This is a genomic window from Methylocapsa palsarum, from assembly GCF_900114285.1.
Lineage (GTDB): Bacteria > Pseudomonadota > Alphaproteobacteria > Rhizobiales > Beijerinckiaceae > Methylocapsa > Methylocapsa palsarum.
Genome location: NZ_FOSN01000001.1, coordinates 225829 through 246400 on the forward strand (window position 1 = coordinate 225829; position 20572 = coordinate 246400).

General features: G+C 63.3%; 19 protein-coding genes. 7 read left to right on the top strand and 12 right to left on the bottom strand.

What is annotated here, in order from left to right:
* The first annotated feature begins 9 nt into the window (after positions 1–9).
* From BM177_RS01065 to BM177_RS01080, 4 genes are all read left to right on the top strand, one after another.
* Positions 10–501, top strand: a complete 492-nt coding sequence (locus BM177_RS01065; protein WP_091676154.1) for a GlcG/HbpS family heme-binding protein — start codon at positions 10–12, stop codon at positions 499–501.
* Between the two features lie 134 nt (positions 502–635).
* Positions 636–1016, top strand: a complete 381-nt coding sequence (locus BM177_RS01070; RefSeq protein WP_139223466.1) for a biotin/lipoyl-binding protein — start codon at positions 636–638, stop codon at positions 1014–1016.
* Positions 1017–1025: 9 nt separating this feature from the next.
* Positions 1026–1781, top strand: a complete 756-nt coding sequence (locus tag BM177_RS01075; protein ID WP_091676162.1) for an efflux RND transporter periplasmic adaptor subunit — start codon at positions 1026–1028, stop codon at positions 1779–1781.
* 4 nt (positions 1782–1785) lie between these two features.
* Positions 1786–4911: an efflux RND transporter permease subunit gene (locus tag BM177_RS01080; protein ID WP_091676166.1), complete on the top strand. Its 3126-nt coding sequence runs from the start codon at positions 1786–1788 to the stop codon at positions 4909–4911.
* Between the two features lie 68 nt (positions 4912–4979).
* Here BM177_RS01080 and BM177_RS01085 read toward each other — a convergent pair whose 3' ends face one another.
* The gene (locus BM177_RS01085; protein ID WP_175492449.1) at positions 4980–5486 is read right to left on the bottom strand and encodes a DUF3455 domain-containing protein; all 507 of its coding nucleotides are present in this window, start codon (positions 5484–5486) and stop codon (positions 4980–4982) included.
* A 134-nt stretch (positions 5487–5620) separates the two neighbouring features.
* Positions 5621–7087, bottom strand: coding sequence for an MBL fold metallo-hydrolase (locus BM177_RS01090; protein WP_091676173.1), 1467 nt, complete (start codon positions 7085–7087; stop codon positions 5621–5623).
* A gap of 372 nt (positions 7088–7459) precedes the next feature.
* Between BM177_RS01090 and BM177_RS01095 the strand changes: the two genes are divergently transcribed.
* A complete protein-coding gene (locus tag BM177_RS01095) occupies positions 7460–8221 on the top strand; it encodes a carbonic anhydrase (protein ID WP_091676178.1) in 762 nt (253 codons plus the stop codon).
* 37 nt (positions 8222–8258) lie between these two features.
* On the opposite strand, the gene BM177_RS01100 is transcribed toward BM177_RS01095, so the two are convergent.
* The 10 genes from BM177_RS01100 to BM177_RS01145 form a co-directional block, all read right to left on the bottom strand.
* On the bottom strand, positions 8259–8594 hold the full coding sequence (locus tag BM177_RS01100; RefSeq protein WP_091676182.1) for an HPr family phosphocarrier protein: 336 nt from the start codon (positions 8592–8594) through the stop codon (positions 8259–8261).
* The gene (locus BM177_RS01105; RefSeq protein WP_091677390.1) at positions 8591–8992 is read right to left on the bottom strand and encodes a PTS sugar transporter subunit IIA; all 402 of its coding nucleotides are present in this window, start codon (positions 8990–8992) and stop codon (positions 8591–8593) included. The genes BM177_RS01100 and BM177_RS01105 overlap by 4 nt, the downstream gene beginning before the upstream one ends.
* Before the next feature lie 248 nt (positions 8993–9240).
* Positions 9241–9759, bottom strand: coding sequence for an HPr kinase/phosphorylase (locus BM177_RS01110; protein WP_091676186.1), 519 nt, complete (start codon positions 9757–9759; stop codon positions 9241–9243).
* Positions 9756–11594: a stimulus-sensing domain-containing protein gene (locus BM177_RS01115; RefSeq protein WP_091676190.1), complete on the bottom strand. Its 1839-nt coding sequence runs from the start codon at positions 11592–11594 to the stop codon at positions 9756–9758. The genes BM177_RS01110 and BM177_RS01115 overlap by 4 nt, the downstream gene beginning before the upstream one ends.
* Before the next feature lie 32 nt (positions 11595–11626).
* Positions 11627–12322, bottom strand: a complete 696-nt coding sequence (locus BM177_RS01120; protein WP_091676195.1) for a response regulator transcription factor — start codon at positions 12320–12322, stop codon at positions 11627–11629.
* 420 nt (positions 12323–12742) lie between these two features.
* Positions 12743–14413, bottom strand: a complete 1671-nt coding sequence (locus BM177_RS01125; RefSeq protein ID WP_091676199.1) for a cisplatin damage response ATP-dependent DNA ligase — start codon at positions 14411–14413, stop codon at positions 12743–12745.
* Positions 14410–15435 (bottom strand): ligase-associated DNA damage response exonuclease, encoded by a 1026-nt coding sequence (locus tag BM177_RS01130; RefSeq protein WP_091676203.1) that lies wholly within the window; start codon positions 15433–15435, stop codon positions 14410–14412. Before BM177_RS01130 ends, BM177_RS01125 begins: the two co-directional genes overlap by 4 nt.
* Before the next feature lie 33 nt (positions 15436–15468).
* Positions 15469–15759 (bottom strand): hypothetical protein, encoded by a 291-nt coding sequence (locus BM177_RS01135; RefSeq protein WP_091676207.1) that lies wholly within the window; start codon positions 15757–15759, stop codon positions 15469–15471.
* 171 nt (positions 15760–15930) lie between these two features.
* The gene (locus tag BM177_RS19865; protein WP_175492450.1) at positions 15931–16401 is read right to left on the bottom strand and encodes a hypothetical protein; all 471 of its coding nucleotides are present in this window, start codon (positions 16399–16401) and stop codon (positions 15931–15933) included.
* 59 nt (positions 16402–16460) lie between these two features.
* Positions 16461–16886: a hypothetical protein gene (locus BM177_RS01145; protein WP_091676212.1), complete on the bottom strand. Its 426-nt coding sequence runs from the start codon at positions 16884–16886 to the stop codon at positions 16461–16463.
* A gap of 162 nt (positions 16887–17048) precedes the next feature.
* On the opposite strand from BM177_RS01145, the gene BM177_RS01150 reads away from it, so the two are divergent.
* Together BM177_RS01150 and BM177_RS01155 are read left to right on the top strand one after the other, a co-directional pair.
* Positions 17049–18008: a methyltransferase domain-containing protein gene (locus BM177_RS01150; RefSeq protein ID WP_091677393.1), complete on the top strand. Its 960-nt coding sequence runs from the start codon at positions 17049–17051 to the stop codon at positions 18006–18008.
* A gap of 15 nt (positions 18009–18023) precedes the next feature.
* Positions 18024–20510 (top strand): ligase-associated DNA damage response DEXH box helicase, encoded by a 2487-nt coding sequence (locus BM177_RS01155; RefSeq protein ID WP_091676217.1) that lies wholly within the window; start codon positions 18024–18026, stop codon positions 20508–20510.
* Positions 20511–20572: the final 62 nt, after the last annotated feature.

A 20572-nucleotide genomic window follows, 5' to 3' on the forward strand; every position in this document is an offset into this window, starting at 1 on the left:
ATGAGACTCATGTCGTCACGCCATTTGAAATTCGTCGCCGCCAGCCTCGCCTGCGCTCTCGCCACGTCGGCGAACGCGCAGCTCCTCACCGAGAAAAGCCTCTCCGCCGCGACGGCCCTCGCCATCGCCCAGACGGCCTATGACGTCTGCGTGCAGCAGGGCTACCATGTGTCGGTCAATGTGGTCGGCCGGGAAGGGCAGGTGCTGGTGTCGATCCGGGGCGACGGATCGTCGCCGCATACGCTGGAGAATAGCCTTCGCAAGGCCTATACGGCGCGGACCTTCCGCGTTTCGTCGGGCGAATTCGCGCAACGCGTCAAGGACAATCCGACTCTCGGCGTGGTGCATCTTCCCGGCGTCATCGCCTTGCAGGGCGCCTTGCCGATCAAGATTGGCGAAGACGTCATCGGCGCGGTCGGCGTTTCCGGCGCTCCCGGCGGCGACAAGGACGAGGCCTGCTCCAAGGCGGGAATCGACAAGGTGTCGGCGCAGCTGATTTGACGCAACAGCCGCCGCGCAGGGCGCAGGGACCGTCCGTCCTTGCATAAATCACTTCGTAGTCCGAGCGGGGGTGCGTCGGTCATTCCGAATGCTCAGTCGGAGACGCATTCGTGACCGCTTGCTGGATCGACAAGATGCGCAAAGACCAATTCGGCCTGCTGTTGATCCTGGCGGCGGCCACGGTCGCGGGGCTGCGGTACAGCGCGGTTTCCTCGCCCGCGGCAAGCCCGGCGCCGGCCGCCCCCATTCCGGTCGGCGTCAGCGCCGCGGCGCGCCGCGACGTTCCGGTTCATCTCCTTGGTCTTGGCAATGTGCAGGCCTACAATTCGGTGACGGTGCGGGCGCAGATCGACGGCCAGATCACGCAGGTGGCTTTCAAGGAAGGACAGGAGCTCAAGGCCGGCGACGTTCTGGTGAGCATCGATCCGCGCGCCTATCAGGCGAATCTCGATCAGGCTTTGGCCAAAAAAGCGCAGGATCAGGCTCAGCTTGACAATGCGCGCCGCGATCTCTAGCGCCATGCCGTGCTGGTCGAAAAAAATCTCGTCGCCCGTCAACAGTTCGATACGACGACTTCGCAGGTGGCGCAGCTGGAGGCGGCGGTCAAGGGCGACGAAGCCCTGATCGGATATGCGGAGGTCAACCTTGGTTACGCCACGATCAGGTCGCCGCTCAATGGGCGCGCCGGAATGCGGCGCATCGACAGCGGCAATATCGTTCGCGCGAATGATGCGAACGGCATTGTCACGATCGCGCAGATCCGTCCGATCAGCCTCGTTTTCACCCTGCCCGAAGGCGCGCTGCAGGACATTGTGAAGGCGATGTCCGCGGGCCCCCTGGCTGTTGCTGCGGTGAGTCAGGACGGCGGCCAGGAATTCGACGTTGGGGAGCTCTCCCTGATCGACAACGTGATCGATCAGGCGACCGGGACGATTCGCCTCAAGGCGACGCTCCCCAATGAGTCGGAACGGCTCTGGCCCGGGCAATTCGTCACCGCGCGGCTGCGCCTTTCGACGCTGAAGGGCGCTTTGACGATCCCCTCCGCGGCGGTCCAGAACGGTCCGGAGGGCCGCTTCGCTTATCTTGTGAAAGACGGCTTGGCTGAAGTGCGCAAATTGAAGCTGGGACGGGTCGATTCCGAAACCGCCGTGGTCGAGGCGGGACTCGAGGCTGGGGATGTTGTCGTGACAAGCGGGCACTATCGGCTTCAGCCCGGGTCAAGGGTTTCGGTCGAATCGAGCGCCCCGACTCCGCCGGTCGTCGCGAGCCGGCGGGACTGACGCTTTGAGCTTTTCGACTCCGTTCATTGAGAGGCCTGTCGCCACGACGCTGCTGATGGTCGCGGTCACGTTGCTTGGCCTCGTCAGCGTGCCGCAATTGCCGATCGCGCCGCTTCCACAGATCGATTTTCCGACGCTTCAGGTGACGGCGAACCTGCCGGGCGCGGATCCTGTCACCGTCGCCTCCTCGGTGACGAGCCCGCTCGAGCGGCAATTTTCGCAGATCTCGGGTCTGACCCAGCTGACCTCCACGAGCACGTTGGGATCATCGTCGATCGTCCTGCAGTTCGACCTTGACCGATCGTTCGACGGCGCCGCCCAGGACGTTCAGGCGGCGATCAACGCCGCCGCCGGGACGCTTCCGAAAAACCTCCCCGCGCCGCCTGTCTACCGGCGATCAAATCCCGCCGATTTCCCGATCCTGGTGTTGAGCGTCACGTCCGATACGCTGCCCCTCGAGGTTGTCGACGACTACGCCGACAACGTGATCGCGCAGCAGCTCAGCCGCATTCTTGGCGTCGGTCAGGTGATGATCCAGGGCGAGCGCAAGCCGGCGGTCCGGGTCCAGGTCGATCCGTTGAAGCTCGCAGCCACCGGCCTTAGTCTTGAGGATGTGCGCGGCTCGATCGTCAACGCCACGGCCGACGCGCCGAAGGGAAGCATCGAGACCGATCGCCGCAGCTTCGCCGTTTACGCCAACGACCAGCTCACCGACGCGGCCAAGTGGAATGACGTCATCATCGCCTATCGCAACGGCGCGCCGGTGCGAATCCGGGACATCGGAGCCGCGATCGACAGCGTCGAGAACGTGAGAAGCATGGCGTGGGCGAACGGCCGTCAGGCGATCGTCCTTCCCATCTTCAAGCTGCCGGGCGCGAATGTCATCGACACGGTCGCTCGGATCAAGGCGGCGCTGCCGCTCCTGCAGGCCTCGGGGCCTCCGGCGATGAAGCTCGCCGTCGTCGTCGACAGGACCATCACGATCCACGCCGCCGTGGCCGATATCGTGAAGACGCTGTTTATCACGATCGCTCTGGTCGTGTTGGTCATTTTCGTTTTTCTAGGCAATATCCGGGCGACGCTCATCCCGAGCGTCGCGGTGCCGCTCTCTCTGCTTGGCGCCTGCGCGTTGATGTATGTCTGCGGCTTCAGCCTCGACAATCTCTCGTTGATGGCGCTCACCATTTCGGTCGGCTTCGTCGTCGACGACGCCATCGTCATGCTGGAGAATATCTATCGCCATATCGAAGCCGGCATGAGCCCGAAACAGGCAGCGCTGAAAGGCGCCGCCGAGATCAGCTTCACGATCATTTCGATCAGCCTGTCCCTGGTTGCGATATTCATTCCCATTCTCATGATGTCCGGAATCGTCGGCCGGCTCCTGCGGGGATTCTCGATCACCGTCGCCCTGACGATCTTTGTTTCGGCGGTCGTTTCGCTGACCCTGACGCCGATGATGTGCGCCCGTACGCTCGATCGCAAGAGTCTGAAAAGCTCCGGCGGCGTCTTGCGCGCTTTTGAAGCCGCCTTTAGCGCGCTGCATGCGGGATATGCGAAAGGCCTCGACTTCGTGCTGATGCGTCAGCGGACCGCCCTTCTCGTCTTTTTCGCCACGGTCGCCGTCACCGGCTCCCTCTACGTCGTCATTCCAAAAGGGTTTCTTCCACAGCAGGACACCGGCGTCATCTACGGGACGATCGAATCTGCGGAAGACGTCTCATTCTCCGAAATGACGAAGCGCGAACTGGCCGTCACCGATATCATTTCGAACGACCCGGACGTCACCGGTTGGACATCGTCCCTCGGCAGCATCGGCTCAAGCTCCGCAAACAACGGTTTTATCCGCATCGGGCTGAAGCCGCACGGCGAGCGCCGCGCGAGCGCGGACGAGATCATGGCGCGGCTGCGCCAAAAAATAGCGGGGCTGCAGGGCGTCGCGTTGTTCATGCAATCGCCCCAGGAGCTGAATGTCGGCGGTCGGACGAGCCGGACGCAATATCAATATACGATTGAGCACGCGGACATCGACGAGTTGAATCATTGGGCGCCGCTGATCTTGGGCAGACTGAAGTCGCTGCCGGAATTGCGCGACGTGACGAGCGACCAGCAATCGCACGGCGCCGCGATCGACGTCGTGATCGATCGCGATCGGGCCTCTCGCTTCGGCATTCTCCCGCAGGTCATCGACGATACGCTTTATGACGCGTTCGGGCAGCGCCAGGTGACGCAATTTTTCACCCAGCTCAACAATTATCACGTGATCGAGGAAGTGCTGCCGGACCTGCAGGGCCGGCTCGATACGTTCGAAAAGATCTACATCACCTCGCCCTCGACTGGCCGGCAGGCGCCGCTCTCGACATTCGCGCATGTGTCGTCGGACCGGATCGGCTTTTTATCGGTCAATCACCAGGGCCAGTTCCCTGCGGTGACCATCTCCTTCAATCTGGCGCCCGGAGTCGCGCTCGGTCAGGCTGTGGATGCGATCAACGCCGCAGAAGCCGCAATCGGCGCGCCGGAGGCGCTCATTCGAGGTTTTCAAGGCTCGGCCCAGGCGTTTCAGAAGGCCGTCGCCTCACAGCCCTATCTGATTCTGGCCGCGCTTGTCGCCGCCTATATCATTCTTGGCGTTCTGTATGAGAGTTTCATCCATCCGCTCACGATTCTCTCGACCCTGCCTTCCGCCGGCGCCGGCGCCCTGATCTTCCTGATGGTGTTGGGCTACGACATGTCGCTCATCGCCTTGATCGGGATCCTCCTGCTGATCGGGATCGTCAAGAAGAACGGAATCATGATGGTTGATTTCGCGATCGTCGCCCAGCGCGATCGAGGCCTCTCGCCACAGGAGGCGATCCGCGAAGCCTGTCTGCTTCGGTTCCGGCCGATCATGATGACCACCCTGGCCGCGATCCTCGGCGCCGTTCCGCTGATGTTCGGTTCAGGAGCGGGGTCCGAACTTCGCCAGCCCCTCGGCGCCGCGATGGTCGGCGGTTTGCTGATCAGTCAGATGCTGACTTTGTTCACGACGCCTGTCATCTACCTCGCCTTCGAATCTCTTCGCAGCGGGCGCCGGCCCGCGCCCGCAAAACCGCGTGCGGGCCAGGCAAAAACCCAACCCGCCGCCGCCGAATAGAAGAGAGCCGCCGGAGGGAGAACAGTCTCAGAGGCGTTCACGACGCGGCGCCTCTCCCTCCATCCGCTTCAGGTTCCGTAGAACTGATAGGTCGCCGAATAACGGACGCGGGCGACCTGCCCGATGTGGGCGGCGTCGCAACTCTCGGCGGGCTCCGCGCCGCCCTTGGTGTCGATCCGGCGGACGGCTACGGCGTTGGCGAAACGACCGCCCCCTTGATGCGATGTGACGCGCAAGAGCAGCCAGGGGATCGCCCCTTTCTGCGGCGCGGACTGTTTCGCGACGACTTCGCCCTTGATCGCCGAGCCGTCGCCGAGGGTCCAGGTTGGTCCTGCGCCATGCGCGCCGATCTGCTGTCCATGGACGTCGAACAAGGTCGCCTGCGGGGCGGAAATCGTCCAGGCGTAGGAAGGGTCTTTGCCGGAAACGTCTTTGGGCAGGCAGGAGTAGATCTGGACGCCGTCCGCTTCCGCGGAGAAGAGAAGCGTCGTTCCCGTGGGCGGCGTCAGCGCTTCCCCGGCATGGCCCGCCGCGACCAGGCTGCAAAAGGCGGCGGACCAGACAAAAAGCCTCATATTCATTCCTCCAGAGCCAGGCTTTGCGATTTCGCCGTTGTGACGAAATCGCCGATGTTTTGGTGTAAGGCGGTTACAAAAACTGGACGGAATCGCGTTGCGAGTCCGCCCAGGGTTTCCTCGGCCGTCCGGCGCTAGTTTGTCGCAGGACCGATGAATGCGCGCAGATCGGCGAGCGTGACCACGCCCGGACCATGCAGGGCCGCAATCTGGTTGACGTCCAATTTGAGCTTCTGGATCGTCTCGTAAAGATTGACCGAATAAGGGTTCACCGACGGCGGCGGCGGAGCATTCGGAGGAAGCGGCGTGTAGGCGTCAGCCTCGATCAGGATTTTCTCCGCAGGGAGGTAGACGAGGGCGAGGTCGTCGCTGTGTCCGTTGCCGGCGATCCGGTGGATCTGGATGGTCCGCGACCCGTCGAACAGAAAATCCTTGTCGGCGTAGGTCTCGAATTTGGCGGTTTTTTGCGACTTCGCGAGCCGGTCCGGGTTGAGCGTGCGGGGCGCGGCCCAAGCCTTTTCGAAATAGGGTTTATCGAGCTCATGCGCAACGATGATTGCGTCCGCGTCGACGAAGGTGCGCAATCCGCCCGAATGGTCGAAATGAACATGGCTCGCGACGACGAACTTGACGGGCTTGTTGGGAATGATCTCCTTGATCTTGTCGATCACGGCGAGCGAGCGCTCCTCGTTGAGCGGAGCTTCGATCAGAACGACATGATCGCGCTGCTCGATCGCGACGCTGTGGTGAGTTCCGCCGGTGAGGTAGTAGACGCCGTCGGCCAGCTTGTTGGAGACGACATTCGTCTGCGGCGCGCTCACAAGAGCCTGCGGGACGGGAATGTCGACCGGAGGGTTCAGTTTCACCGCGGCGACATTCAGGTCGAGCACCGGATGGCCGCCCTCGATACGGGCGATATGAGCGGGAAACGAAACCCCGGCGAAATCCTTGTAGTCGCGGAAACTCGTCTCCACCAGGGTGTCGCCGAGCACAGGGTTGTCAATCCAGGTGCGGACCGTCTCGAGCTGGTTCTTGTCGTTGATCGTCCCTGAGTAGCGGTATTTTCCCCCGGCGGTGAACGAGACTTCCACGTTCGCGCCCGAAGGCTCCGACTTTGCGTTGGCGGCGAGCGCCGCTTTCAGAAATCCCTGAGGCGTCGCCCAGATTTCCGCAATGCGCTCCTCGACCGCGGCAGGTTGCGCCGTCGCGACCGGAGCCGTTCCCGGCGGCGAGTTCGGCGGCGGCGCGAGGGTCCAGGCCTGCGCGCCGTTGACATAAAGATCGGGCTTCTGTTCGACCGGGGCCGGCCGCTGGCGGCCAGGCTCGATCGTTTGCCTGCGGACGATCTGCACCCGGGCGCTTGGCGCGTCGTAATTGATGCTGGCGGTATAGCTGCTGACGTCGAACTGCGGCCAGGGCAGGGTTGGATTAGGAGCCTGCCCGAACTGGAACCATCGCCCCGAGCCGGAAAACTCGATGGCTTTTGCATTGGCGGCGCCGACCGCGGCGGCCGCCTCCTGCAACGAGGCGGCGTTCGAGGGCGACGCCGCAAGTGTTATGGCGAGCGCCAGCCCGCCAATCGGGAAGAGGGCCTTTTGCATCGAAACTCCTTTGTCTATAAAACTACTAAACTAGTAGACAAAAGCATCGCGAGCGGAGTGCGTCAAGCGGGACATGAAAGGGAAGACACTTATTTCGACGATCGAAGGCGGGCCTTCTCAGATTGGATGCGGGAGGCGCCTGCGACGGCTTGCGTCCAGTGAGCTCTTGCGCTCACGATCCAAAGAGCGTTCGTCTTGAAGGGGCCTACGCTATAAGCGGAGAGAAGGCTTCGCTGCATTTAAATCAAAAAGAGAGAATTTCAGATCAGGATCTACCGCCCGACAGACCGAGGCGAGGCCGCGTCAGGCCGCGGCGCTCGAGGCGGGTGCCCTGCGCGCGTAATTCGTCCCTGCAATGAGTGAGGTTTCCTGATGTGCCGTGACTGCGTCTCTTATGTGAATCAGGGCGGCTTTTTGCCGAGGCGGGACGTTCTGAAGCTGGCTGGAGGGTTTGCCGCCAGCCTGGCCTTGTCCGGCCTCGTCGCGCCAGGCGTCGCGGCCGCAAAAGAAAAAAAAGAGAAGAAAGCGCCGCCCAAGCCCGAAAACATCGTCTCTCCGGACGCCGCGCTCGAACGGCTGCTAAAGGGCAACGGGCGCTATGTCGACGGCGTCTCAAAACGGCATGATTTCAAACATGAGCGCGAAGCCCTCGCAAAGGGCCAGAACCCTTTCGCAGGCATCCTGAGCTGCGCGGATTCCCGGATCGCTCCGGAATACGCCTTCGACACCGGCCGGGGCGATCTGTTCGTGTGTCGGGTGGCCGGCAATTTCGCCAACGAAGACACGATCGCTAGCTTCGAATACGCCATTCATGTTCTGAAAACGCCGCTTCTGATGGTGCTTGGGCACGCGGCCTGCGGCGCCGTGGACGCCGCGATCACCTCAATCAGAGACAATTCGACGCTTCCGGGACATCTCCCTTCGCTGGTCGAGGCCCTTGCTCCGGCGGTGCGCGGCGCGATGAACCAATCCGGCTCCCAGCTCGACAACACGATCAGGCAAAACGTCGTTCTCAACGTGGAGAAACTGAAAACGGCGACCCCGATCATCAGCAAGGCGGTTGATGAGGGGAAGGTTAAGATCGTCGGAGGAATTTACAATCTGGAGAATGGGAAGGTGGCGCTCGTAGGCTGATCGCGGGTTCGCTTCGTCCTCGCTGCGACGTCCTTTCCTATTCGTCCTCGCCGAAGCGGTCTCCGACCAGCGCTTCGATCGCGTCGAGAACCTCGGCCGCCTGAGGTCCGGCGGCGGTGACGGTGATCGTCATGCCGGGTCCGGCGCCGAGCGTCAGAATGCCCATGATCGAGGTGCCGCCCACGGTTTCGCCGCAACGGCCGACCGTGACGGCGGCCTCGAACCGGTCGACGCATTGCACGAATTTCGCGGTCGCACGGGCATGAAGTCCCTTGCGGTTGATGATTTTTATGGCGCGGACGAGCGCGCCCTCGGGAGGATCGAAATCCGGGTGGCTGTCTTCTTCGGCTCTGGCTGCGTCGTCCGGATTCATTGACCGCTCAGGAATTTGCTCGCGACATAAATATATTTGCGGCCTGCATCCTGAGCCTGAACGACAGCCTGCTCCAGCGTCGCCCCTTCCCGGACCGAGGCCAGCTTGATCAGCATAGGCAAATTGATGCCGGCGACAACCTCGATATGCGCGCCGTTCATCACCGAGATCGCGAGATTCGAGGGCGTCCCGCCGAACATATCGGTCAGCACCACCACGCCGCAGCCGCTGTCGACCTGACCGACCGCGGCGACGATGTCCTTGCGTCGCTGTTCGATGTCGTCGTCGGGGCCGATCGAGATGGTTTCAACCTGCTTCTGCGGACCGACCACATGCTCCATCGCGGCGCGGAACTCGGTCGCGAGGTGGCCATGGGTCACGAGGACCATACCTATCATCGGATGCGCCCGTTCATCGGAGTTTTGGTTGATGAGCCGTGAGGGAGGTGCGGCAAGGAAAAGACCACGCTTTTGAATAGGCCAGGACGACGGGGATTCCGTTGGAAAGAAAATCTGGCGGGCGGCGAAGGTCCTGTTAAATGGACCTCTTTTCAACCTCTTGAAAGCGAAGAAATTCTATTTTGTGCGTTGCGGGCGTCTTGGCAAGCAAAAAAACGCCAAGTTCCCGATAGGCGTGCTCAGACGTGTCACTCATGGATCAGGCATGTGACGCAGGAATGATTTAACCAGCCAAGACGACGCAGGACCGTCGCAGCGCAGTCGCTCCAGGAGGTCTCCTGCCGCATGCTGAGATGTTCCAGTTCAACGCCTTCAAGGCTGGCGCGGTCGTCATCGGGCTCCGGGTAACGCGGCGGCCCTTGTTGCGCCGGAACAAGATCGATCAAGAGCCGGACGACGGCCGCCGTCAAGACCGGAACGCGCAATATCCCCTCTCCGCGCCGTTCGATTTTGCCCTCGATGCGCGAATGTCCTCTGGCGATCAGCCGGGCGCCGCGTTTTCGAAGCTCGATCCGGTCATCGCCGACAAGCCGGGCGAACAATCCGGCGGTTTCCGCCGCGCCGATTAAAGCGAGGGCGAGACTGCTTTTTCCGGCGCCGGACGCGCCGCGGATCAGAACGCCCGCCTCGGCGATGACGACGGCGGTGGCGTGAATGAAACCCCGCTCCGGCGCCTGCCGGGGGGAGGATTGGGGCACGTCGCTCATCGGGCCTCTGGCAGCCAGATCATGAACCGCGCTCCAAGGACCGGACGCTCGCCGTCGGCGCCCTTGGGCCCGATGCGGTTGATCGCGGTCACCCGGCCGCCGTGGGCCTCGATGATCTGGCGGGAAATCGACAAGCCAAGGCCCGAGTTCTGACCAAATCCCTGTTCCGGCCTGTCGGTGTAGAACCGCTCGAATATTCGCTCGAAGGCGTCGGCCGGTATGCCGGGTCCGTCATCGTCGATGATCACCTCGAAACCGTCCCGGGATTCGCCGTTGGGCGCGTAATCCTTGGCCGCGCGCACGACCACCCGGACGCTGCCGCCCCGGTTCGAGAACGACCGCGCGTTGTCGATCAGGTTGTTGAACACCTGGCCGATGCGAGAATCATGGCCAAGCACCCGGAATGTCATCTGCCGGCCCGCGTCGAAGGGCGCGTGCCGGATGACGGCGAGGCTGACCCTGACGCCATCGTCGGAGCCGACCTGATTCGCCATGGAGACGACCGCATCGAGGACGCGGTCGAGATCGACCGGCTCCATATCGGCCCGCGCGAGTTCGGCGTCGAGCCGGGACGCATCGGAAATATCGCTGATGAGACGGTCGAGCCGGCGCACGTCGTGGTGGATCACGTCGAGCAGGCGCTGGCGCGATTCTTCCTTGCGGGCGATGGGCAGGGTCTCGACGGCGCTGCGCAGCGAGGTCAGCGGGTTCTTCAATTCATGGGCGACGTCGGCGGCGAAGCTCTCGATCGCCTCGATACGGTCGTAAAGCGCCTTGGTCATGTCGCGCAGGGCGCCGGACAGATGACCGATTTCGTCCGAACGGTCGGTAAAGTCGGGAATTTCGCGGCGCGACTTGGTGCCGCGCCGGACCCGTTCCGCCGCTTCGGCGAGGCGACGAATCGGCTCGGCGATGGTTCCGGCGATGAACAGCGACAGCATGAACATGATGATCGCCGACACGGCGAAAACCCGGACGAGCGCCCATCGCTCCGAGGTGATGATCTCATCGATGTCGCCGCCCTGGGTCGACAGCAAAAGCGCGCCGCGGACCACGCGGAACCGCTGAATCGGCGCCGCCACCGAGACGATCGTCTCGCCCTTGGCGTTGACCCGGACAATCGACCGCGCCGTACCGCCGAGGGCGCTCGCGACTTCGAGGTAGCTTTTGCCGTTTGCGGCGCCGGCGTCGTCATAGAGCGGCAGCTGAGGACGCCCGGCGAGGGCCTTGAGTTTGTTCCAGAGCAGGTCGATCAGCGTCTCGGCCTGCTGATCGGCCGCGGCGGGCAGGTCAAACCGCAAAATATTGGAGCGGCTGGTGAGCGACCGCGAATCGAGCAGCATGTAGCCGTCGCGATCATAAAGACGCGCTCGCGTCTTTGTCGGCGAGGCGAGCCGGTGCAGAACGGGACCGACGCGTTCAGGATTGATCGAAAATTCGAGCGAGGGCACGATTTCGTCGGCGAGGGCGTAGCTTTCGCCCGGCGCGAGCTGAAGCAGTTTTTCCGGATCGATGGTGATCGAGTCGGTTTCGACCGTCGCGGAGGCGGCGATCGCAGCCGCGATAATCTCGCCCTGGGTTTGCAGACTCTGGACCCTGGCGTCGATCAGGCCTTCGCGGAACTGGTTGAGATAAAGAAAGCCCAGGAGCAGGGCGACGAGGCCGCCGAGATTCAAGACGACGATGCGGCGGGTCAGCGACGAGGAAAATCGCGAACTCAGCGCGCGCAGAAACCCACGAAAGCGAAACGCGGCGCTCCTCCGCATACGCTTCGCGCGCTGGGCGGAGGTGAGCGTCCTGTCGAAGCTGATCTCGTCGCGCGCCTCAAGCGTCATCTACACCGTGATCCTGGCCCAGGCCGGAGATTCTACTCCTTGAAACGGTAACCGACGCCGTAGAGGGTTTCAATCATCTCGAAGTCATCGTCAACGGCCTTGAATTTCTTGCGCAGCCGCTTGATGTGGCTGTCGATCGTGCGGTCGTCGACATAGACCTGATCGTCGTAGGCGGCGTCCATAAGCGCGTTGCGGCTCTTGACGACGCCCGGCCTTGTCGCCAGCGCCTGAAGAATGAGGAACTCGGTGACGGTGAGGGTCACCGCATCGTTCTTCCAGGTGCAGGCGTGGCGTTCCGGGTCCATCTTCAAAAGCCCGCGCTCGAGTATTTTCGCGTCCGCCTCTTTTTGAGCGGTGGGGTCTTTCGGATTGGCGCGGCGCAGGATCGCCTTGACCCGTTCGACCAGCAGGCGCTGGGAAAACGGCTTGCGGATAAAGTCGTCGGCGCCCATTTTAAGACCGAACAATTCGTCGATCTCTTCGTCTTTCGAGGTGAGGAAGATGACCGGCAGGTCCGACTTCTGACGCAGACGCCGGAGCAGCTCCATTCCGTCCATCCGGGGCATCTTGATATCGAAAATCGCCAGATCGGGCGGGTCGCTTCTCAGCCCGTCGAGGGCGGAGGATCCATCGGTATAGGTCTGGACGCGATAGCCTTCGCCTTCAAGAGCGATCGAGATGGTGGTCAGGATATTGCGGTCGTCGTCGACCAGTGCAATCATCGGCATAAGCGATCCTAACTTTAAAAATCGAGCGCCCGAGAGAGCGATATCTTCGCTCATAGGGAAGGATCCTGCGCCTCTTCCCTACGGCTTACGGCGTCGCTCGTCTTCAGTTCCGGCAGCGACTCGATGTGCGGCGCGCGCTCAGACCGGAGGCTCGCCTGACCACAATCGCGCGACGCCAATCGACCCTTATACACGTCGCTCGGTTTGAAATCCATGATGATAATGGAATCCTGCCCAAAAGTTAGGCGCGCCGCCCGCCTTTTTCAGCCCACCCCTCTCGAATATAAAAGGTAATGACCCTTACACATGAAAAGTAAAATGCTAGGCCGAAATAAGGCGGATTTATAACTTTTCAATGTAGATTCGGCAGAAATTGCACTTTGATGAACCTGCCAAAGTTATTATCGCAGCGTATAGTTATCAGACGCCAGATTTTATCAGCGCCGAGAGAGTTTCAAGGCTGTCTGCTTCGCCGGCCGGCTTGTCCCACCTGATTCGCGCCACTCTTGGAAAGCGCATCGCGACGCCGGATTTGTGCCGGCTCGACCGATTCAGTCCCTCGAAGGCGATTTCGAGAACAAGCCCCTGCGATTCGTCGTGGCCGACCTCGTGGACGGGGCCAAAACGGTTGATCGTATGGGCGCGGACATAACGGTCGATCTGGGCGAGCTCGGCGTCGGTGAAGCCGAAATAGGCCTTGCCGACCGGCACAAGCCGCCGCGCCCCGTCTTCCTCGCGCCAGACGCCGAACGTGTAATCGGAATAAAGCGAGGAGCGCTTGCCGTGCCCGCGCTGGGCGTACATGAGAACCGCGTCGATCCGGAAGGGATCGCGTTTCCATTTGTGCCAGAGACCCTTCGGGCGTCCGGGCGTATAGATCGAATCGGCGCGTTTCAGCATCACGCCCTCGATGGCCTGCGCGTCTGCTCCGGCTCCGAACTGATCCGGCTCCAGCCTCGCCTTCGCCAGTTCCGCCCATGTCCCGAACGCCACCACAGGCGAAAGATCAAGACGCGGGCTCGCGCCCGCCGCGACGAAGGACTCCAGCCGGCGGCGCCGTTCGGCGAATGGCAGGGAGCGAAGATCCTCGCCGTCGAGCCGCAGAAGATCATAGGCCCGGATATGGGCGGGAAATTCGGCGATGAGCCGCGCAGATACCGTCTTGCGGTTGAGCCGCTGCTGCAGGACGTTGAAGGACTGGGTCCGGCCCTCTCGCAAGATCAGCAATTCGCCGTCGAGGGCGAAGCCTGACGCGCGGATCTGCTCCAGACTCTCGATCAGATCAGGAAAGGCGGCGGAAATGTCCTCCCCCGTCCGGGAAAACAGCCGGGTCGCCCGGACGCCTTGGTGATCCTGGCCGCTGACGGCCTGGACCCTGACTCCGTCCCATTTCCATTCCGCGATGAATTCGGCGGGGTCGAGGCCCTCGAAATCCGCTTCCGTGATCGCATGAGCGAGCATGGCGAGGCAGAACGGAGCCGGATCGGAGGGATCCGGCCGGTCTTCGCGTCCCTCCATCCAGGCGAACAGATCGAGGTAGGGCGGGGCCAGACCATGCCAGACTTCCTCGATCTCGTTCGCGGTCTTGCCGCCAAGGCCCGCGACGGCGGTTTTGGCGAGGCGCGCCGATACGCCAATGCGGAGCGAGCCGGTGATGAGTTTCAGCAGCGCCCAGCGTCCGGTTTCGTCGAGCGCGTCGAGCCAGCGGGCCAGTTTCCCCGGCAAATCGCTTTTTGACGAGTCGCCAAGCGCGTGAACGATCTCGGACAGGGTCGGTTCGGGAGGGTTGATTTCGCCGCCCACTCCAATGCTTTCGTTCGGAGCCGGCCAGAGCAGCGCGGCGGTTTCTGAAAGATCGCCGACGAAATCATAGGACAAAGCGAACAGAACCGGATCGACGCGTTCCGCGATCAGGGCGCGAACCAGCCCCGATTTGGCGTGCCGGAACGACAGCGTCCCGGTCAGGGCCGCAAGCGCATAGCCGCGATCGGGGTCGGCGGTCTCGCGGAAGAACTCCGTCATCAGCCGCAATTTGTTCGTGCGCGAAGGTTCAAAGCCCAGCCGGTCGAGGAGCCGCGCGAAAGCGTTCATACATTCTCCGCGAGGGCGGTTTCACCCTCATCGCCATAGCCCGCGAGGCGCAAAGGCTCCGCCTCAAGCCCGTCGCCGCGCGCCCAGTGCACGAGGGCGTCCGCTTCGCCATGGGTCACAAGGAGCCGGGAGCAGCCGGTTTCGCGGATGGTCTGGGTGAGAGCGTCCCAGTCGGCGTGATCAGAGATGACGAGCGGAAGCTCCACGCCGCGCTGGCGCGCCCTCCCGCGAACGCGCATCCAGCCGGAGGCGAAGGCCAGAACGGGATCGGGAAATTTGCGGGACCAGGCATCCTGCAACGCGCTCGGGGGGCAGATCACGATTTCCCCGCCAAGCGTCGCGCGATCGGCTTCCGCGGTCTTGCGGATTTCGCCGAGTTCGACGCCAGCCTTGATGTAGTAATCCGTGATCTTCTCCATGGCGCCATGAATATAGATCGGCCGCGCGTATCCCGCCGCCCGGAGCATCGCCATGACGCGCTGCGCCTTGCCAAGCGAATAGGCGCCGACGAGGTGCGCCCGCTCGGGGAACAGCTGCGCCGAGGCGAGAAGCTTTTCGATTTCCACGCGAGCCCGCCAGCGCGAAAACACCGGAAGGCCGAAGGTGGCCTCCGAAATGAACACGTCGCAGGGGACGGCTTCAAACGGAGCGCATGTCGGATCGGCCTCGCGCTTGTAATCGCCCGAGACGATCCATGTTCCCCGTTTGCCCGAGAGCCGGATCTGACAGGAGCCCAGAACATGGCCGGCGGGATGAAAACTGACCTCGATCGGGCCGAGGACCAGTTTTTCGCGCGGTTCGATCGGCTGGACGACGCGGGCAAAACCCGGACCGTGCCGGATCGCCATCAAATCCAGGGTTTCGCGGGTGGCGAGAACCTCGCCATGGCCCGCCCGCGCATGGTCCGAATGCGCATGGGTGATCAGGGCCCGGGGCGATGGTCGAAGCGGATCGATAAAAAAATCGCCCGCGGGACAATAAAGACCGGCGGGCGTTAATGAGAGGAGATCACCTGGCGTCATACTCAGAGACGTTGCTTGCGCAAAGCCAAAGTTTTAGTCGGCGCAGACCAGTCCGCGGGTGACATAAACCCGTCCATCAGGGCCCGTCATGCGCAGAACCCGCACGCAATCTTCGTCCTCGCCGCGTCCCGCCCGGCCAAGCTGAAAAGCGGGGCCGCTTGCGAGGGGGGCGAACGAAGCCTTCTGCGAAACCGGTTTTTCCATCGAGCTCTTGGGGGCTACGGGCATCGGAGAAGCGAAAACAGCCGCTCCCAGGCAGGAAATCGCGATTCCCGCCATCGAGGCCTTCAAAGCTTGCGTCCCAAAAGTCCTGCTCGTGCTCATGACCACTACTCCCTCCACCCGCGTTCCATGGGTGGATCATGGCGAAATCTGCTGCGTATTCTGTGCGGCAACACACCATAAACGCAGCAGGCCAAGAAAAAGTTGCGGCTCCCCATAAAAAAATTGTGAAAATAAGGCAGGCCTGTTAACGCCCGCCCCGCATTCCCCAAATCAGCGGCACACCCGCACAGGCTGATAGGCGACGACATTGCCCCGGCCGTCATAAGTCGGCTGATTTTGAACATAACAGCGGCCAGACCCTGCCGCGGCGGCGCCAAGCGCCAATCCGCCTATGGCGGCGGCTGCGCCGCCATAATAGCCTCCTCCGCCATAATAGCCTCCACCGTAATGTCCGCCTCCGTGATAATAGCCGCCACGGTAGACGCCGCCATGACGCCAGCCGCCATGATGCCCGCCATGCCAGCCTCCATGATGCCAGCCTCCATGATGGCCGCCATGCCATCCGCCGTGATGCCCGCCATGCCATCCGCCGTGATGACCGCCATGGTGTCCTCCGTGATGACCGCCGCCATGATGGCCGCCCCTCGCCTCGGCCATTGGGGTCGCCGCGAGGGTGAAGGCCAGTCCAAGAGCGAGGGCGGCAAAGGCGGCGCCGGAGGACCTTTCCAAATTGTTCGTCATGGCAAATCCTTTTTTGTCGATGATTAAAAAAAAAGGCGAGCTCTACGCTCGCCTTTTTATCAATAACACACGCGGACCTGCCTATAGCCTACGAAATTTCCCCAGCCGTCATAGGCGGGTTGATTTTGCAAAGAGCAGCCGCCGTAGGCGGGCGCATAGCCATAGCCATAGCCAGGCGCGTATCCGTAAGGATTAGCGGCGCCGGCGGCGAGAGCGCCCAGCGCCAGACCGCCGATCACCCCGGCTGCGACCGGAGCGCCCCAATTGTATCCGCCGCCGCCATACCAGCGCCCGCCGCGCCAATACCCGCCGCCGCCCTGCCATCCACGGCCATGCCAACCGCCGCCGCCGCCGTGCCACCCTCCCGCATAGACCCCGCGTCGGCCGTATCGGGCTTGCGCGTCGGCCGGCGTCGGCAGGGCGGCGCTCCCGATCGCCAAAGCCGCCAGCGCCGCGGCGGCGAATCTTGATCTCGTTGTGGTCATTGAAAAATCTCCCGCATCGTTCCGCGCAACCCTCGCGAGCCCGCGCCTGTTCCAACGTGGCCGTGCGAACCTGAACTTGCAATGAATGTCGCCTTGGAAGTTTAACTTGGAATGTTGACTTGGAATGTTGACTTGGCGGCGGGGCGGGCGGAAGGAAAGCGGATGGAGACGCCGTCGCGAAGCGAAGAAAATAAGGCCGCCGGCGATCCTTGGAGCGTTGCGCGCTCGTCGGGAAATCTCGCCGCCGACCGCCGCTATCTTTACGCGCGCGCCGCCTCCGCCGAGGGCGATTACGCCGCCTCCGCCGAACTCCTCGAACAGACCACGGATCTCGCCGCCGATTGGGCGCCGCTCTGGCTGGCTCTGGCCGAGGCGCATGAAAAGCTCGGTGACCTGAACAAAGCGAAAACCGCCTTGGCCCGCGTTCGCGCGCTGGATCCCCAAGGCGAATTCGGGGCCGATCTTCATCTGGCGCGCCTTGGCGCGGCGCCGGCTCCCGCAGCCGCGCCGGGCGCCTATGTCCAGGGCCTGTTCGACCAATACGCGGATCGGTTCGACGATCATATCGTCGAGACGCTCGCCTATCGCGGACCGGCGCTGCTGTCCGACGCCCTGACAGGGCTCGGTCTTCGCCATTTCGGTCATGTGCTCGACCTTGGCTGCGGCACTGGCCTTTGCGGCGCCGCCTTCCGGCGTCGCAGCGGACGGCTGACGGGCGTCGACCTGTCCCCCCGCATGGTCGCGCTGGCGCGCCGCAAGCAGATCTACGACCGGCTCGAAATATGTTCCATCGACGATTTCCTTGCGCGCGAGCCCGCGGACAGCGCGTCTCTCGTTCTGGCCGCCGACGTGTTCGTTTACTTTGGCGATCTCCGGCCAGTCCTTTCCGCCGCGCGCCGCGTTCTCGAGCCCCGCGGCCATCTGGCGTTCACGCTTCAGAATGGCGCTTTCGCGGAGACCTACCGGGTGGGCTCCGATCTGCGTTACGCCCACAGCGAAGCCTTTGTCCGCGCCGCCACCGGGGATGCCGGGTTGCGGATCGCCGCGATAGAACAGGCCGCGCTGCGGCGGGACGTCGGCGCCGATGTCCCCGGACTGATCGTCGCCGCCGCGCGGATCTAGCAGACGGCCTCGCTCGTGAAAAAAGGCCAGCCAGGTCCGGTCGAGGCGCTTCCGCAACGGTTCTCGGCCTGGTTCTCGGTGCGGGGCTGGACCCCCAGGGCGCATCAGATCGAACTTCTGCGCTCCGCGCGCGAAGGGCGGAACACCTTGCTCATCGCGCCGACCGGCGGCGGCAAGACCCTGGCCGGGTTTCTGCCGGCCCTTGTCGATTTCGAGCGCCCTCCCGTCCAGCGTCCGCTCCACACGCTTTACATTTCGCCGCTGAAGGCTCTCGCGGTCGACGTGCGGCGCAATCTCGAAATTCCCATCGCGGAGATCGGCCTTCGCGTGCGCGTCGAGACGAGAACGGGAGACACCTCCGCCTCGAAGCGCCAGCGCCAGCGCCGCGATCCGCCCGATCTTCTGCTGACGACCCCGGAGCAGCTCGCGCTCCTCCTCGCAAGCGCCGACTCGCGGACCCTGTTCGCCGATCTTCGCTATGTCGTCATCGACGAACTCCACGCGATTTCGGCGTCGAAACGCGGCGATCTCCTGAGTCTCGGACTTACCCGGCTGCGAGCGATCGCCCCCGGACTGACCGCCATCGGGCTTTCCGCGACGGTGCGCGATCCGCCTGAGCTACAAAGCTGGCTGGCGCCGCAATTTCCGCGTCACGAGTCCGCTGCGCTCGTCGTCGCTCCGCCGGGGGCGCCCGCCGATCTTTCGATCCTCGACACGCGCGAGATTTTGCCTTGGGCCGGTCACAGCGCGCGTCACGCGCTCGGCGAAATCTACGCCCGGATCAGGGCGGCGCGGATGTCGCTCGTCTTCGTCAACACAAGGGCGCAGGCGGAATATATCTTTCAGGAGCTCTGGCGGCGCAACGAGGATAATCTGCCGATCGCGCTGCATCACGGTTCGCTCGACGTCGCGCAGCGCCGCCGGGTCGAGGAGGCAATGGCGCAGGGGCGGCTGAAGGCCGTCGTCTGCACGTCGACGCTCGATCTTGGAATCGACTGGGGAGACGTCGATCTTGTCGTCAACGTCGGCGCGCCGAAGGGGGCGAGCCGCCTCGCCCAGCGGATCGGCCGGGCCAACCACCGGCTGGACGAGCCTTCGAGGGCCATCCTCGTGCCCGCCAACCGATTCGAGGTTCTGGAGTGCCGCGCGGCCGTCGATGCGGCGCGTGAAGGCGCCCAGGACACCGCCATCGCCAGGGCCGGGGCGCTTGACGTCCTGTGCCAGCACATTTTGGGAATGGCCTGCGCCGGCCCGTTCGGCGCCGACGACCTCTATTTCGAGATCGTCTCCGCGGCGCCCTACGCCCGGCTCCCGCGCGCAATGTTCGATGCGGCGCTCGGCTTCGTTTCGACCGGCGGCTATGCGCTGAAGTCGTACGAGCGCTTCGCCAAGATCAAACAAATGAAGGACGGCCGGTGGCGCGTCGCCAATCGCGCAATCGTCCAGGCCTACCGGATGAATGTCGGGACGATCGTCGAGGCCGACATGCTGAAAGTCCGACTCGTGCGCGGCGGCGGCGGAACCGGCGCCTACACCGGGCCGCTGCGCCGGGGCGGCCGGGCTCTGGGCGAGATCGAGGAGTCCTTCATCGAGATGCTGGCGCCGCGCGACACGTTTCTCTTTGGCGGAGAGATCCTGGCGCTTCAGGGGATCGTCGAGGACGAAGCCCTGGTGACGCGGGCGAGTTCCGACGCACCGAAAATTCCCTCCTACGCCGGGGGTAAGTTTCCGCTCTCGACCTATCTCGCGATGCGGGTGCGGCGGCTTTTGTCCGATCCGCGCGAATGGAGCGCTCTTCCGGAACAGGTCTCGGACTGGCTCAGGCTGCAGCAGCTCCGTTCGGAGCTGCCGGGGCGGGACAATCTTCTCGTTGAGAGCTTTCCGCGCGGCGGGCGGTTCTATCTGGCGCTCTACCCGTTCGAGGGCCGGCTTGCGCACAACACCCTTGGCATGCTGCTGACCCGCCGGATGGAGCGGGCCGGTTTGAAGCCGCTCGGGTTCGTCGCCAACGATTACGCTCTCTGCGTCTGGTCGCTGGCCGATTCCGGCGCCGCCCATCCCGATGCTCTTCTGGCGCAGGACATGCTCGGCGACGACCTCGAGGAATGGCTCGAAGAAGCCTCGCTGATGAAGCGGACGTTCAGGAATTGCGCCATCGTCGCCGGAATGATAGAGCGCAACTTCATAGGACGCAATAAATCATCGCGCCAGGTAAGAATGTCGACGGACCTTATCTACGACGTGCTGCGCCGGCACGAACCGGACCATATCCTGCTCCAGGCCGCGCGCGCCGATGCGGCGTCTGGTCTCCTCGATCTCGACCGTCTCGCCGGGATGCTGGCGCGGGTCAAAGGCAAGATTGTCCACAGGGTGCTCGATCGCGTCTCGCCTCTCGCGGTGACGATCATGCTCGAAATCGGCCGCGAATCGGTCTATGGCGAGGCTCAGGACGCCATTCTCGCCGATGCCGCCGAGGCGCTGATCGAGGAGGCGCAGGCGTAAGGGCTTCGGCTGCGATCGAGTCTGCGCCGGCGAGAATTGCGGCAAGAATCGCGGGCAAGAAT

Bases quoted from the DNA above. Each gene is read 5' to 3' on its own strand.
- BM177_RS01065 (WP_091676154.1), top strand. From the start codon at position 10: ATGTCGTCACGCCATTTGAAATTCGTCGCCGCCAGCCTCGCCTGCGCT.
- BM177_RS01070 (WP_139223466.1), top strand. From the start codon at position 636: ATGCGCAAAGACCAATTCGGCCTGCTGTTGATCCTGGCGGCGGCCACG.
- BM177_RS01085 (WP_175492449.1), bottom strand. From the start codon at position 5,486: ATGAGGCTTTTTGTCTGGTCCGCCGCCTTTTGCAGCCTGGTCGCGGCG.
- BM177_RS01090 (WP_091676173.1), bottom strand. From the start codon at position 7,087: ATGCAAAAGGCCCTCTTCCCGATTGGCGGGCTGGCGCTCGCCATAACA.
- BM177_RS01095 (WP_091676178.1), top strand. From the start codon at position 7,460: ATGTGCCGTGACTGCGTCTCTTATGTGAATCAGGGCGGCTTTTTGCCG.
- BM177_RS01100 (WP_091676182.1), bottom strand. From the start codon at position 8,594: ATGAATCCGGACGACGCAGCCAGAGCCGAAGAAGACAGCCACCCGGAT.
- BM177_RS01105 (WP_091677390.1), bottom strand. From the start codon at position 8,992: ATGATAGGTATGGTCCTCGTGACCCATGGCCACCTCGCGACCGAGTTC.
- BM177_RS01110 (WP_091676186.1), bottom strand. From the start codon at position 9,759: ATGAGCGACGTGCCCCAATCCTCCCCCCGGCAGGCGCCGGAGCGGGGT.
- BM177_RS01115 (WP_091676190.1), bottom strand. From the start codon at position 11,594: ATGACGCTTGAGGCGCGCGACGAGATCAGCTTCGACAGGACGCTCACC.
- BM177_RS01120 (WP_091676195.1), bottom strand. From the start codon at position 12,322: ATGCCGATGATTGCACTGGTCGACGACGACCGCAATATCCTGACCACC.
- BM177_RS01125 (WP_091676199.1), bottom strand. From the start codon at position 14,413: ATGAACGCTTTCGCGCGGCTCCTCGACCGGCTGGGCTTTGAACCTTCG.
- BM177_RS01130 (WP_091676203.1), bottom strand. From the start codon at position 15,435: ATGACGCCAGGTGATCTCCTCTCATTAACGCCCGCCGGTCTTTATTGT.
- BM177_RS01135 (WP_091676207.1), bottom strand. From the start codon at position 15,759: ATGAGCACGAGCAGGACTTTTGGGACGCAAGCTTTGAAGGCCTCGATG.
- BM177_RS19865 (WP_175492450.1), bottom strand. From the start codon at position 16,401: ATGACGAACAATTTGGAAAGGTCCTCCGGCGCCGCCTTTGCCGCCCTC.
- BM177_RS01145 (WP_091676212.1), bottom strand. From the start codon at position 16,886: ATGACCACAACGAGATCAAGATTCGCCGCCGCGGCGCTGGCGGCTTTG.
- BM177_RS01150 (WP_091677393.1), top strand. From the start codon at position 17,049: ATGGAGACGCCGTCGCGAAGCGAAGAAAATAAGGCCGCCGGCGATCCT.